The organism is Amycolatopsis panacis (assembly GCF_003600245.1).
GTDB lineage: Bacteria > Actinomycetota > Actinomycetes > Mycobacteriales > Pseudonocardiaceae > Amycolatopsis > Amycolatopsis sulphurea.
In genome coordinates this window covers 57,306-70,571 of sequence record NZ_QZFV01000142.1, presented here as the reverse complement: position 1 = coordinate 70,571, position 13,266 = coordinate 57,306, and the positions used below count along the sequence as shown (strand labels likewise).

Sequence of the window (13,266 nt, the reverse complement as noted above, 5' to 3'; positions counted from 1 at the left end):
TCCCACGGCGGAGGATCAGGGCAGGCGCTGCCCGGAGGTGCCGGAGAACACGTGCAGCTCGTCCGGACGGATCCGCAGGTGCAGGGTGTCGCCGATGGTGGGTGGGGTACGCGGGTCGACGCGCGCGACCACGTTGCGTGACGAGCCTTCCGCGGTGGCTTCGCCAGCGGCGGTGAGCCTGCCGTAGACGTACGCGTCCGAGCCGAGTTCCTCGACCAGCTCGACCTTGATCGGCAAAGTCCCCTCGGCGTCGGTGGTCACCTCCAGCGACTCCGGGCGGAAACCGAGCGTGACCGCGTTACCGTCTGCCGCAGCACGCACCTCCGGGGTAAGCGGGACGCTCGCATCACCGACTTCGGCGCCTTCGGCAGTGAGCTTCGCGGTGACGAGGTTCATCGCCGGGGACCCGATGAAGCCTGCCACGAAGACGTTCGCCGGCTTGTCGTACAACGCGCGCGGAGTGTCGCACTGCTGCAACAGACCGTCCGACAGCACAGCGACGCGGTCTCCCATCGTCATGGCTTCCACCTGGTCGTGCGTCACGTACACGGTGGTGACGGCGAGCCGACGCTGTAGCGCGGCAATCTGCGTACGCGTCGAGACGCGCAGCTTCGCGTCGAGATTGGACAGCGGCTCGTCCATGAGGAACACCTGCGGTTCACGGACGATCGCACGGCCCATCGCGACCCGCTGACGTTGACCGCCGGAGAGCGCCTTCGGCTTACGGTCGAGGTACTGCTCGATGTCCAGCAGCTTCGCGGCGTCGAGCACCTTCTGCTTGATCTCCGACGCCGGACGGCCGGCGATCTTCAGCGCGAAGCCCATGTTCTGCGCCACGGTCATGTGCGGGTACAGCGCGTAGTTCTGAAACACCATGGCGATGTCGCGCGAACGCGGCGGCAGCTGCGTGACATCGCGATCGCCGATCCACACCGCGCCTTCGTCGATGTCCTCGAGACCGGCGAGCATGCGCAGCGCGGTGGACTTCCCGGAGCCGGACGGGCCGACCAGCACCAGGAACTCGCCGTCGGCGATTTCCAGGTTCAGCGCATCGACGGCGGGGCGCTCGGTGCCGGAGTACCGCCGAGTCGCCTTGTCGTAGGTGATAGTGGCCATCAGTCAGTCCTCTCCGAACTTCACGGGGACCCTGTGCGCGGCCTGGCGCGCTTCAAGGTGGCGACGCTGGATTTCCTTGCCCACGAAGCGCTGCCCCTCGACCGGCTCGTCCAGCTCAAGCCGGCTTTCCGATCCTTCGCCCAGCCACGCCGGCGGTTCGGCAGTGCCGGCGAGCGCCCAGGCGGCCTGACGCGCGGCACCGAGTGCGACGTACTCACCGGCTTCCGGGATGACTACAGGCACACCGAGCACGATCGGCGCGACCGCGCGCACCGCAGCGGACTGCGCGCCGCCACCGATGAGCTGTACGCGCCGTACGTCCATGCCTTGCGCGCGTACGGCGTCCAACCCGGCTGCAAGCCCGCACAGCATGCCTTCCACCGAAGCGCGCGCGACGTTCTCCGGTGACATGTTCGTCCGCGTAAGGCCGTGCAACGAGCCCGTGGCGTCAGGGAGGTTCGGAGTGCGCTCGCCGTCCAAGTACGGCAGCAACGTCAGCCCGCCTGCGCCCGCTTCGGCGGACAGCGCGAGACGGTCGAACTCCGACAGTCCTACGCCCAGCATCGCAGCACCGGCAGTCAGTACACGGGCAGCGTTAAGCGCTGCAGTCAGCGGGAGAAACCGGCCGGTGGCGTCGGCGAATCCGGCGACCAATCCGCTCGCGTCGGCGGAACCGTGCTCCGTGACGCCGAAAACGGTGCCACTGGTACCAAGGGAGATTACGGCGTCGCCCGGTGCCAGTTCCAAGGCCAGGGCAGCCGCCATGTTGTCTCCCGTACCCGCGGAGACCAGCATGCCGTCGGAAGTATGCCCAGCAACGTCCGACGGGCCGAGCACGGTAGGCAGCTCCGGCGTACGGCCGCCGAAGGCGTGCGCCAGCACGTCGTGCCGGTAAGCGTTCTCCAAGGGCGAGAAGTACCCCGTGCCGGACGCGTCGCCTCGATCGGTCACCGCGGTCTCGGGACGGTCGAGCAGCCGCCAGGTGAGCCAATCGTGCGGCAGCAGTACGCGCGCGACGCGATCAGCAAGCTTCGGCTCGTGCTCCGCGAGCCAACGCAGCTTGGTGACGGTGAAGCTTGCGACGGGCACCGAACCGACCGACTTCGCCCACACGCTGGGGCCACCCAGCTCCTCCGTGAGGTCCTTCGCTGCCTGAGCGGAACGGGTGTCGTTCCACAGCAACGCGGGGCGCACGACCTCACCGGCTTCGTCGACAGTGACCATGCCGTGCTGCTGGCCGCCGATGCCGATGGCCGACACGCCCTCCAGCACGCCGCCGGTGGCTTCGCCGAACGCCTGCCACCAGGCGGCCGGGTCCACCTCCGTGCCCTCCGGGTGCGGTGCGCGACCGGTACGCACGACTTCGCCGGTGCGCGCGTCACAGACCACCACCTTCGTCGACTGGGTCGACGAATCGACCCCGGCCACCAGCTCAGCTGTCATAGGGCTGCCCTTCCTCGACGTGTTCCACCATCTCGACGGCCGTACCCGCGTTGAGCGCGGCCTCGATCTCTTCGGTCGGTGTGGCATCGCTGGTGATCAGCAAGTCGTAATCGGCGACCGTGCCGTGCGCGTACGTGGCAGTGCGACCGAACTTCGCGTGGTCGATCACGAGCACGTTGCGGTTCGCGAAGCGCAGTACGGCCTTCTTCAGCTCGGCATAGTCGCGTACGGGGTGAAAGAGCCGACCGACCGCGACTGCGCTCACCGAGACGAACGCTATGTCCGCGCGAGTGCGCTCCAGCAACGCGAGCACATCGGGACCGGAGCAGGAGTCGTACTCAGGGTGATAGCGCCCACCGGCGACCACGATTTCGACGCCTTCGCCGAGCAGCCGGGCGGCCTGCAGGGAATTGGTGACCACGGTCAGGCCCTCGACCCCGGAAAGCCGCTCCACCAACGGAAACAGCGTGGTGGAGTCGTCCACGAAGACCGTCTGGCCGGGCTCGACCTGCCGGATCGCGGCGCCGGCGAGCGCCTCTCGCTCGCCCTGGTGCAGCGTGAATCGGCTCGCGGTTTCCATGGTGAGCGCCGGATACGCCTCAACCTTGCCGCGCAGCTTCCGCAACAGCCGCCGCTCGGCGAGGTCGTCGAGGTCGCGGTGCATCGTCATGAGACTCACCCGGAACCGCGCGGCGAGGTCGTCGATCCGCACCTCGCCCGCCTCGATGACGTGGTCGAGGATCTCCCGACGACGCTGCTCGACCGAGGCATCGGACGAGCGAGTCTTGGACACGCCTCACTCTTACCAGATATTGCACCAAGAGTTAACGCATAATTCGATAACTCACGGCGCTTCGAGCACCTCCGCCGACCGGAGGATCTGCTCGAGACCGAAGCGGAAGCGGGCGTCGAACTCGGCGGAGTGGAACTCGTCCACCATCGAACTGAGCACCGGAAACTCCTCCGGCACGCGCTCCGGCAGGTCGGCCCCCGCGGCGGCCTGCTCCTCCTGGACGAGACCGAGGGTGAAATAGAACAGGCTCCAGCTCGTCCAGATCGCGGTCCGGCGAGTGGGACACCCCTTCAGCAGCGCGGTCACCACGTGCTCACTGAAGCCGAGCGTCCGCGGCCCGAGGACGAAGGTGCCGGCGACGACCCGGGCGCCGTCTCGGTGTCCGAGCATCGCGCTGCGCAGCCGCTGGTGCAGCTCGACGGTCCGGGCGTCCCAGCCACTCGGCAGATCGTCCAGGCTCATCTCGGCGAAGATCGCCTCGGCCAGCAGGTCCATCAGCCGCGATTTGGTGCGGATGTGCCACATCACCGTGTTCATGCTGACCCCGAGATCCGCAGCAATGGCCCTGGTGGACAGCTTTTCCAGGCCACCACGGTCAAGCACCGCGAAGGCTGCCTCGATCACCTGATCGAGTGTGATCCCCACCTTGATCGGTTGCCTCTTGGTCACCGCCCAAGTATACCTGACAATAACCTCTTACTTAGTCACTGATAGAGAAGGGCCCGGGATCATGCAGACCGGAGCACAACCCGCGACCCGGCCCGGCCGGACGCTCGCCGCGGTCATCCTCGCCGTGGTGGTGGTCCTGATGGGGACCACGATCCTCAACGTCGCGCTGCCGACCATCCAGGCAAGCCTCGGCGCGAGCACCACCGAACAACAGTGGATCCTGAACGCCTACACGCTCACCTTCGCCGGATTCCTGCTCGTCGCGGGAACCGCGGGTGACCGGTTCGGGCTGAAACGGCTGCTGATCTGGGGGCTGATCGCCTTCGCGCTCACGTCGGCGGCCACCGGTTTCGTCGGCTCCCCGACGGCGATCATCGTGCTGCGCGGGCTTTCCGGGATTGCCGCGGCGATGATCATGCCGACGAGCCTCGCGATCATCATGCGGGCCTTCCCCGCCGAAAAACGTCCCCGCGCCATCGCCACCTGGGCCGCGGCCTCCGGAGCGGGCGCCTCATTCGGCCCGGTCCTCGCCGGAGCCATACTCAGCTCGGGCCTGTGGTGGGGTTCGGTGCTCGAGCTCATTGCCGTATTCGCCGTGGCCGGTCTCGTCGCGGCACTGCGCTGGGTACCGGGAATTCCCGGCAGTGGCACCGGAAAGCTGCGGATGATGCCGGTGCTCGGGTCGCTGGCCGGGATCTGCCTGCTGGTGCTCGGCGTGGTGCACGTCAACAGTGGCGGCTGGGGCGCGCCGGGTACCTGGCTGCCGATCGCCGCCGGAATCCTCGTCCTGGCAGGTTTGCTGCTCGCGGAGGTCCGGCATCGCGAGCCGCTGGTCGACGTGCAGCTGTTCCGGAACGGCTCGTTCACGATGGCGACGGTGGCACTGACGATCGTCACGCTCGTCGTGTTCGGCTACCTGTACTACACCGTGTTCTACCTGCAGACAGAGCTCGGTTTTTCGCCATTGAAAGCAGGTCTGGTCCTGCTTCCGCCGACGCTCGGCTCGATGATCGGCGCCCCGCTGTCGCGCTGGGCCGCGACCAGGATCGGCGCCCGCGCGACCATGGCGGGCGGGCTCGCGCTCATGACCGCGGCCTTCCTCGCCGCCATGACCCTCGGCAAAGACACCAGCATCGCGTGGTTCATGGTGGACAGCGGGGTGCTCCAGCTCGGCTTCGCGACGGTGCTGACACCGGCCACCACCCTGGCGACGTCCACGGTGCCTGCCGAACGCTCCGGCGCCGGGTCCGCGCTGCTGAACACGCTGCGCCAGCTCGGCGGCGCGCTCGGGGTCGCGGTGCTGGGGTCGGTCCTGTGGTCGAGCTACGGCTCCACGATGACCGACCACCTCGCGGCCGCCCCCGAGGCCGTCCGGCAGACGGCCACGAAGTCCCTGAGTGCGGCGCTGTCCACGGGCGATCCGGTTGCGGTGACCGCCGCCGGCCCAGCGTTCCTGGACGCCATGCAGCTGACGAATCTGGTCGCCGCCGCCATCACCGGACTCGCCTTGCTGGTGGTCCTTCTGGTGCGCACGAAGCGCCACGCGGCACCGGAACCGGAACTGGCGTCCGCCGCTTCGTAGCGATCACGCGACGGCGCGGATCAAGCGGAGTGCGGCAGGAATCGCGTCGACCAACCCCGAGGCTGACGTCGGTACGTCTTCGGCGGCGAGGGCGCCGGCCAGGGAATGCACCTGGGCGGCGGCTGCGGCGGCGAGCCACGGGTCGAGACCGGCCGCGAGCAGCGAGCCCACCAGGCCGGTCAGCACATCGCCGGAACCTGCGGTGGCCAGCCACGAACCGTGTGGCTGGTTCACCGCGACCCGGCCGTCCGGCGCGGCGACCACCGTGCAATGTCCCTTGAGCAGCACCACCGCGTCGTACTTCGCGGCTGCTTCGCGGGCGGCGGCCACCCGGTCCGCACCCGGGCGACGGCCCATCAGCCGCTCGTACTCACCCGCGTGAGGGGTCAGCACCAACGGCGTGTCCGGGTCGCGCGCGTCGAGTACTTCGGGCGTGTGCGCGATGATCGTGGTCGCATCGGCATCCGCGCACACGGGCACGCCTTGGCCGAGGATGTGCCGCAGGACCTCGCGGCCTTCCGCGCCCGTGCCGATGCCGGGGCCGACCACCCACGCCTGCACCCGGCCCGCGTCAGTGACCGAACCGGTCGCGACGATCTCCGGCCAGCGTGCCCGGACCACGTCCGCGGCATGCCCGGCGTAACGCACCATGCCCGCCGTCGCCCGCACCGCGGAACCCGAGGCGAGCACAGCGGCGCCCGGGTAGGTCGCCGAACCGGCCGCGATGCCGACCACGCCCTGGCTGTACTTGTCGTCCCCCGGACCGGGCACCGGCCACACGGCGGCGATGTCCGCCGGCTCCAGCCGGTACAGATCCGGCTCGCCGAGCGAAGGCCGCAGGCCGATGTCCACCAGCACGACCACACCGCACTCCTGCGGCGCCAGCGCGTGCACCGGCTTGAGCGCACCGAAGGTGACCGTGCGCGTCGCCGTGACATGCGGGCCGTCGGCGGCACCGGTGTCCGGATCGACGCCGCTGGGCAGATCCACCGCGACCACCGGCGCTGCCACCAGCCCGGCCAGCCGCGCAGCCTCCGGACGCAACGGGCCGCGCGCGGAAATACCGACGATCCCGTCGACCACGACATCGGCCCTGGAAATCCACTGTGGACCGTCCACAGCAGACACTGACCGGCCGCCGGAACGGCGCAGCGCGGCCAATCCCGCCGTGTGTGCCTTCGCCGGGTCCAGCAGCACCGCGGTGACCGCGACCCCACGCCGACGCAGGAAGGCGCCCGCCCACAACGCGTCGCCGCCGTTGTTGCCGGACCCGACGAGCAGCACGGCCCGCCGCCCGGACACCCCGCCGGTGCCCTCGGCCAGGACCGCGGCCACCTGCGTGGCCAGGCCGAACGCCGCCCGGCGCATCAGCTCGCCGTCCGGCGTCACCGCCAGCAGCCGGTCCTCGGCCGCCCGGATCCGTGCGGTGGTCCAGATTCCCTGCACGGCGGCGGCCTCCCGCTATTCGACGGTGACGGACTTCGCCAGGTTACGCGGCTTGTCGACGTCGTACCCGCGCGAGCGGGCGATCTCCGCGGCCAGCACCTGCAGCGGAACCGTGGACACCAGCGGCTGCAACAGCGTCGGCACGGCGGGCACCTCGATCAGCTCGTCCGCGAACGGGCGCACGGTCCGGTCGCCTTCCTCGGCGATCACGATCGTGCGCGCGCCTCGGGCCTGGATCTCGCTGATGTTCGACACCAGCTTCGAGTGCAGCACCGCCCGGCCCTTCGGCGACGGCATCACCACGACCACCGGCAGGCCCTCTTCGATCAGCGCGATCGGACCGTGCTTCAGCTCGCCCGCCGCGAAGCCCTCCGCGTGCATGTACGCGAGTTCCTTGAGCTTCAACGCCCCTTCGAGCGCCACCGGGAACCCGACGTGCCGGCCGAGGAACAGCACCGCCCGCGAATCCGCGATGCGCCGCCCCAGGTCCCGCGTCTGCTCCACAGTGGAGAGCACCTTCCGCACCGCGGCGGGCATGGCCTCCAGCTCGGCGAACTCGCGGGCGACCTCGTCCGGGTACTTCGTGCCGCGGGCCTGCGCCAGGGCGAGACCGACCAGGTAGTTGGCCGCGATCTGCGCGAGGAACGCCTTCGTGGAGGCGACGCCGATCTCCGGACCGGCATGCGTGTAGAGCACCGCGTCCGACTCACGCGGGATCTGCGCGCCGTTGGTGTTGCAGACGGCCAGCACGCGGGCCTTCTGCTCCCGCGCGTGCCGCACGGCTTCCAGCGTGTCCGCGGTCTCGCCGGACTGGGACACGGCGACCACGAGCGTGTCCCGGTCGAGCACCGGGTCGCGGTACCGGAACTCCGAGGCCAGCTCCACCTCGACGGGCAGGCGGCACCAGTGCTCGATAGCGTACTTCGCGACCAGGCCCGAGTGGTAGGCCGAACCGCAGGCGACCACGAACACCTTGTCCACGTCGCGCAGATCCTGATCGGAGATGCGCTGCTCGTCGAGGATGATCCGGCCGGCCTCGAAGTGCCCGCGCAGCGTGTTCGCCAGTGCCTCGGGCTGCTCCTCGATCTCCTTGAGCATGAAGTACTCGTGGCCGCCCTTCTCGGCGGCCGAGAGGTCCCAGTCCACGGTGAACGGCTTGGCCTGTGCGGCTTCGCCGTGGAAGTCGGTGACCCGGTACCCGTCCCGGGTGATCACCACGAGCTGGTCCTGGCCCAGCTCGACCGCCTCACGGGTGTGCTCGATGAAGGCCGCGACGTCCGAGGCGACGAAGTGCTCGCCCTCGCCGACCCCGACCACCAGCGGCGAGGACCGGCGGGCCGCGACGATCGTGTCCGGCTGGTCGGCACACGTGACGACCAGCGTGAACGCACCTTCCAGCCGACGGCACACGGCCGCGACGCTGGCCGGCAGGTCGCCCTTGGTCTCGCCCTCGGTGTAGGCGCGGGCGACCAGGTGGGCAGCGGTCTCGGTGTCGGTGTCGCTGGCCAGCTCGACACCGGCGGCTTCCAGCTCGGTACGCAGCGCGGCGAAGTTCTCGATGATGCCGTTGTGCACCACGGCGACCCGGTTGCTCGTGTCGCGATGCGGGTGGGAGTTGCGGTCGACCGGCGCCCCGTGGGTGGCCCACCTGGTGTGGCCCATGCCCGCGGTGCCCTCGAATCCGTCCCGGCCCACCTCGTCGAGGCGGGCCTCCAGATTCGCCAGGCGGCCCGCCTTGCGCTCGACGTTCAGCGCGCCGACGCCGTCCAGCACCGCCACGCCCGCCGAGTCGTAGCCCCGGTACTCCATTCGCCGCAGACCACCGAGGACGACGTCCAGCGCCGGCCGATGTCCGACGTATCCCACGATTCCGCACACGCGGACCAGCCTAACCAGACCTGTCCAGTCCCCCACTCCGGTCCCTAACCCACCCGGAGTACCGGCCCTGACCTGCGTAGATATCGGTCATGCGCGTGCGGTTGCACGAGTGTGGCCGGAATCTCGTCACCCCGGCGGACCGGGGTCGCGGCAACCAGGCTGACGGGGCACGTGCGGCGGGCGGGCCCCGGCCGGATGCGGGCAGTAAGGTCACGCGCATGGCCAGCAAGCCCAAGCAGCTGCTCACGGAGCTGTCCCACCCGGGTCCCCACGAGGTCCTGCGCGGCAACCTCGCACTGGTCGGGTTGCCCGGGGTCGTGTTCACCCCGAGCCGCGGGCTGGGACTGCCCGCGCTCGCGTTCGGGCACGGCTGGCTGCAGCCGCCCACCCGCTACCGCCGGCTGCTGCACCACCTGGCCAGCTGGGGCGTGGTCGCCGCGGCGCCCGCGACGCAGACCGGGCCGCTGCCCTCGCACCGGCTGCTGGCCGGCGACCTGCTCACCACTCTGGACGTGATCACCACCATCCGGCTCGGCCCGGACGGGATCAGCGTCGACCCGGACAAGCTCGGCCTCGCCGGCCACTCCACCGGTGGTGGCGCGGCCGTGCTGGCCGCCGCCCAGTCGGCCGCCGCGGGCGACGACGGCAAACCACGCGTCCGCGCCGTCGCGACCGTGGCCGCCGCGCAGACGTTCCCGCCGGCCAGTGAGTCCGCGAAGGTGGTCACCGTGCCCGGCCTCCACCTTGCCGTGGAGGACGACCTGGTGGCCCCCCCGGTCGGCCACGCCGAGGCGATCGCCCGCAACTGGGCAGGCCCGGTCCAGCTGCGCGCCCTCGGGAAGTCCTCGCACCTGGCGGTGACCGAAGGCCGGCACTGGAGCCAGCTGCTCCTGCAGGGCAAACCTCAGCGCGGCACTCAGCAGCTGACCCGCGCCCTGTTCACCGCGTTCTTCCTGACTCACCTGACCGGCACGGACAAGTACCTGCCCCTGCTGGACGCGGACGTGAAGCGGGCGGCCATCGAGCTGCCGGAGGAACCGGCCGCCTGAGCGGGCTCACCACGTGACCGGTCAGGTCGCGAGCCAGTCCTTGTCCTCGTAGTCCTCGTCATCGTGCTGCTTGGCCGGCTGAGTGGCATGACGCGCATGGCTGCCCGGCGAGTTGCTGTGTGCGGAGTCCTCGTCGTCGAAGCCGAACTCCATCTCACCGCTCGGCCTTTCCCCCACGGTGGACTCGGTCGCCCAGCCGCCCGCGGCCTTGGCCCGGCGGCTGCGCTCCTGCAGGCGCACGAACACTTCGCCCTGGACCCGAGCCTGCTTGTCCAGCTTCTCCTTGCTCTCCGCCATCGCCTCGGCGCGGCTGCGGTCGAGCAGCCCGGACCGGGCGGTGCTCTCCGCCTCCAGCGAAGCCAGCTTCGCCCGCATCGCCGCCAGCGCGTCTTCAGTACGCATCGGACTGCCTCCGGCTATCGGGTGCTGGTGGTGTCGTCGTCGAGCGAGCCGCTGATCCGCCGACCCGACGAACCGGAGCCGAACAACCCGCCCGGCGCGCGGTACGGGTTCGACGAGCGCTCCTGGTCCCCGCCACTCGGAGCGGAGCCCAGCCCGCCGCCCATCATCATCCCCATCGCGGGCGACGGCTGCTGATCGTCGTTCCCGGACGGGGTGTTGCCCAGCTCGACGATGGAGGAGTGCCCGGTCATGCCCGCCCCGCCGTGGTCCCCGCCCGAGGGCGCGGTGCCGAGCGGGTCGTCCATGGGCCGCCCGATGCCGTCGTCGGAAGAGAACGGGTTGAGCACGGACTGGGCGGTGGTCGAGTCGTCCGGCCCGGTCTGGGCGACGGGCACGTCGGGCAGCTCGTGCCGGGCTGTGGTGGATACCGGCTGTGGCGCGGGACTGGCGGCGTGATCGTGCCGCGGCGCGGCGTCCTGTCCACTGTGGACAGTTCCGGCCTGAGCGGGGTCCTCCAGGGGCAGGGTGCCGCGGTGTACGGGGTCTTCAGGCGGCTGGGTGCCCTGCTGCGTGGCATCCGTCTGGAGCTGCGAAGGGTCGACCGTGAACCGTGCGGGGTCCGCCTGCGGCTGCGTACCGCCGTGGGCCAGCTGCGACGGGTCGGCCGGGCGGTCGTGGTCGCCGAGGGTGTAGGTGACCGGCTCACCCGTGCCATCGTCGACGGTCACGACGGTCGGTCCGTCCGGGCCTTCGGGCCGCTCGGCGGTGATCTTGAGACCAGCGTCGTCGATGTGGATCTTGCCGTCCGGACTGGGCTGGTACTTCGGGGAGTCGCTTGGCTGGGGGTCGCCCGGTCGACTCGGCGCGCCGGTGTTCGCGCCTGGCTGATCCGGCCCGCCCGCACCCCGGTCCGGATGGCCGGGGGAATGCGCACCGGGCCTGTCACCGAAGTCGAGCTGGTAATCCTTCGCTTGGCCGCTGCCGTCGTTCACGCTGATGCCCATCCGGCCGTCCGTACCGGGCTCGCTCAGCGAAAGCTTGTGCGCACCCTGCTGAACCGTCACGGTCTCTGGCTGCTCGGCGTCGGGCTTGATCGCTTCCCCGGTGCGCGGGTCGATCGGGTAAGGCTGCCCGGTCTTCGGATCCGTCTCCAACGGCTGGTGCGTGACCGGGTTGGCGTTCGGATCGACGGGGGGTGGCGGGGTCGGGGGTTGGGGTGACGGAGCCTGGGGTGGCGGGGGCGTCGCGGAACTGCCGCCGCCGGAACCGGTTCCCGTCCCCGGGCCGCCGGACTGGGTCCCCCCGCTGTCCACCGGCATCGAGCTGAGGTTCGCGAAGGGATCTTCCGGCAGTTGCGTCAGGAAGTCCGTGAGGGCCTTCCACGCACCGTCCACGGCGGTGTGCGTGTTGGTGCACATGGTCTTGAAGTCGCGGAGATAACCGTCGAAGAACTTGCCGAAATTGTCCCGGCAGTACTGGGTGCACTGATCGGCGATGTGGTTGACCGTCTCGTCGTTCAGATCGCAGTCATCGTCATTGATCAGGTCCTGCGACTGCTGATCCAGGAACTTCCCGCAATGCTTGAAATCGTCCTGGCTGGCGTTGCCGCGCAACTCCGCGATCCGGATGATCCGGTCGAGGTCCTGCGCGGTGACCGGGCCGAGCGCGTCGACCCGGTACTTGATCACCCAGTTCGCCTTGTCCCGGCACGCCTTCCCGATCGAACCGCAGGCGCTGCGCACCGCCTCGGCAGCATGCGTCGCCGCGTCGGAGACCGCCTTCGCGTCCTCGGTGTAATTCTTCTGGTAGCTCTTCGCCTGCTCGGCCGCGCTCCCCTCCCAGTTGGCGAGGTCGGTTTGCAGTTCACCGGTGACGTTGGCGGAGGCGTTCCGCACCGCGGTGGCGAGCGCGGTGAACTCGTCGGCCCCCGCGCTGAATTTGGTGAACGGGATCTTCCGCTGCTCGTCGTAGAGCTTGTAGAGATCGTCCTTGTTCGCCGGCTGATAAGTACCGACGACCGCGACCGCCCGGTTGAACAGCGGAACGAACACGTCGAACGTGCGCATGCCCGCCTTGCCGAGATCGAGAATCTCGTCGGAACTGCCCGCCCCGGCGTCCGTCTTCGAGGCCCGGCTCCCCTGGTCGTCGAGCTTGCTCTTCGCGTCGTCGGCGGCCTTCTTGTCGGCTTTCCGATCGTCTTCCTGCCCCTTGTCGTAGAGCGCCTTCGCATTGTTGTAGGCGTTTTCGACCGTGCTGGAATCGCTGTCGGCCCGGTTGACGTCGCCCTCGCTGATGTGGAACTTGTCCTTCAGCATGTCGCGCCAGTGGTTGAAGTCTTCCTTGTCCTTGAACCCGTACCGGCTCGGGTCGGACACATCCTCGACGTAATCAAGGTAACGCAGCGCGAGATCGCGACCGGTGTCATTGCCGACCAGCCGGGGATCGTAAATGATCTCCTGGACTTCCTGCTTGCTCGGAATGTTGTCCCCGGCGCTCGCGCTCACTTGCCGCTCCCGGTCACGGCCTGCGCGTTCGCGTCTTCCCCAGCCTGATACTTCCCGCCAGCCGAATTGAGCCGCTGGGCGAACGCGTCGGAGGCCTTGAGGTAGGCGTCGGCCATTCCCGCCAGGCGCACGACGCCGCTGTGATACGAATCGAAGTTGCCCGTGTGCGCTTCACCGAAGTCGGCCTTGGCGATCTGCACGTCCTTGACCGCAGCCAACGGCTGCTGCAGCGTGGTGCGCGGAACCTCGCCCAGCGCTTTCGCAGCTTTGGTCAACGCCTCCGTGTCGACCTGGTGTCCGCCTGCCATTGCCGTCCCTCCCTGCGCGCACCCGCGCACCGCACCCTAAGACGCAGGCAGGGTGCCACCGGTGCCTTCACACTCG

The 13,266-nt window shown here is 69.6% G+C and carries 11 protein-coding genes; 2 read left to right on the top strand and 9 right to left on the bottom strand.

The annotated features are described in order from the left end of the window. Positions 1-15: 15 nt before the first annotated feature. Genes D5S19_RS29660 through D5S19_RS29645 form a run of 4 tightly spaced genes read right to left on the bottom strand, consistent with a single transcriptional unit; the run spans position 16 to position 4,021 of the window. Positions 16-1,116 (bottom strand): ABC transporter ATP-binding protein, encoded by a 1,101-nt coding sequence (locus D5S19_RS29660; RefSeq protein WP_120026652.1) that lies wholly within the window; start codon positions 1,114-1,116, stop codon positions 16-18. 3 nt (positions 1,117-1,119) lie between these two features. Then, entirely contained in the window at positions 1,120-2,559 is a 1,440-nt protein-coding gene (gene xylB / locus D5S19_RS29655) for a xylulokinase (protein WP_120026651.1), read from the bottom strand. Then, a complete protein-coding gene (locus D5S19_RS29650) occupies positions 2,549-3,352 on the bottom strand; it encodes a DeoR/GlpR family DNA-binding transcription regulator (RefSeq protein WP_120026650.1) in 804 nt (267 codons plus the stop codon). The genes xylB and D5S19_RS29650 overlap by 11 nt, the downstream gene beginning before the upstream one ends. Positions 3,353-3,403: 51 nt before the next feature. After that, a complete protein-coding gene (locus D5S19_RS29645) occupies positions 3,404-4,021 on the bottom strand; it encodes a TetR/AcrR family transcriptional regulator C-terminal domain-containing protein (protein WP_120026649.1) in 618 nt (205 codons plus the stop codon). Between the two features lie 61 nt (positions 4,022-4,082). Here D5S19_RS29645 and D5S19_RS29640 point away from each other — a divergent pair, with 61 nt between their 5' ends. Next, positions 4,083-5,603: an MFS transporter gene (locus D5S19_RS29640; protein ID WP_120026648.1), complete on the top strand. Its 1,521-nt coding sequence runs from the start codon at positions 4,083-4,085 to the stop codon at positions 5,601-5,603. Between the two features lie 3 nt (positions 5,604-5,606). Here the strand turns inward: D5S19_RS29640 and D5S19_RS29635 are convergent, their stop codons facing one another. After that, a complete protein-coding gene (locus D5S19_RS29635) occupies positions 5,607-7,049 on the bottom strand; it encodes an NAD(P)H-hydrate dehydratase (protein WP_120026647.1) in 1,443 nt (480 codons plus the stop codon). 15 nt (positions 7,050-7,064) lie between these two features. Continuing rightward, positions 7,065-8,927, bottom strand: a complete 1,863-nt coding sequence (gene glmS / locus D5S19_RS29630; RefSeq protein WP_120026646.1) for a glutamine--fructose-6-phosphate transaminase (isomerizing) — start codon at positions 8,925-8,927, stop codon at positions 7,065-7,067. 218 nt (positions 8,928-9,145) lie between these two features. On the opposite strand from glmS, the gene D5S19_RS29625 reads away from it, so the two are divergent. Beyond that, positions 9,146-9,976, top strand: a complete 831-nt coding sequence (locus D5S19_RS29625) for a poly(ethylene terephthalate) hydrolase family protein (RefSeq protein WP_120026645.1) — start codon at positions 9,146-9,148, stop codon at positions 9,974-9,976. Between the two features lie 21 nt (positions 9,977-9,997). On the opposite strand, the gene D5S19_RS29620 is transcribed toward D5S19_RS29625, so the two are convergent. The 3 genes from D5S19_RS29620 to D5S19_RS29610 are packed head-to-tail and all read right to left on the bottom strand — an operon-like array spanning position 9,998 to position 13,190. Further along, positions 9,998-10,378, bottom strand: coding sequence for a hypothetical protein (locus D5S19_RS29620; protein ID WP_120026644.1), 381 nt, complete (start codon positions 10,376-10,378; stop codon positions 9,998-10,000). A 14-nt stretch (positions 10,379-10,392) separates the two neighbouring features. Then, positions 10,393-12,882 (bottom strand): hypothetical protein, encoded by a 2,490-nt coding sequence (locus D5S19_RS29615; RefSeq protein ID WP_120026643.1) that lies wholly within the window; start codon positions 12,880-12,882, stop codon positions 10,393-10,395. Further along, entirely contained in the window at positions 12,879-13,190 is a 312-nt protein-coding gene (locus D5S19_RS29610; RefSeq protein ID WP_120026642.1) for a hypothetical protein, read from the bottom strand. The genes D5S19_RS29615 and D5S19_RS29610 overlap by 4 nt, the downstream gene beginning before the upstream one ends. Positions 13,191-13,266: the final 76 nt, after the last annotated feature.

What these genes read in the sequence shown, in the direction of transcription:
- D5S19_RS29660 (WP_120026652.1), bottom strand. Translation starts at nt 1,116, where the DNA reads ATGGCCACTATCACCTACGACAAGGCGACTCGGCGGTACTCCGGCACC.
- xylB (WP_120026651.1), bottom strand. Translation starts at nt 2,559, where the DNA reads ATGACAGCTGAGCTGGTGGCCGGGGTCGATTCGTCGACCCAGTCGACG.
- D5S19_RS29640 (WP_120026648.1), top strand. Translation starts at nt 4,083, where the DNA reads ATGCAGACCGGAGCACAACCCGCGACCCGGCCCGGCCGGACGCTCGCC.
- D5S19_RS29625 (WP_120026645.1), top strand. Translation starts at nt 9,146, where the DNA reads ATGGCCAGCAAGCCCAAGCAGCTGCTCACGGAGCTGTCCCACCCGGGT.
- D5S19_RS29620 (WP_120026644.1), bottom strand. Translation starts at nt 10,378, where the DNA reads ATGCGTACTGAAGACGCGCTGGCGGCGATGCGGGCGAAGCTGGCTTCG.
- D5S19_RS29610 (WP_120026642.1), bottom strand. Translation starts at nt 13,190, where the DNA reads ATGGCAGGCGGACACCAGGTCGACACGGAGGCGTTGACCAAAGCTGCG.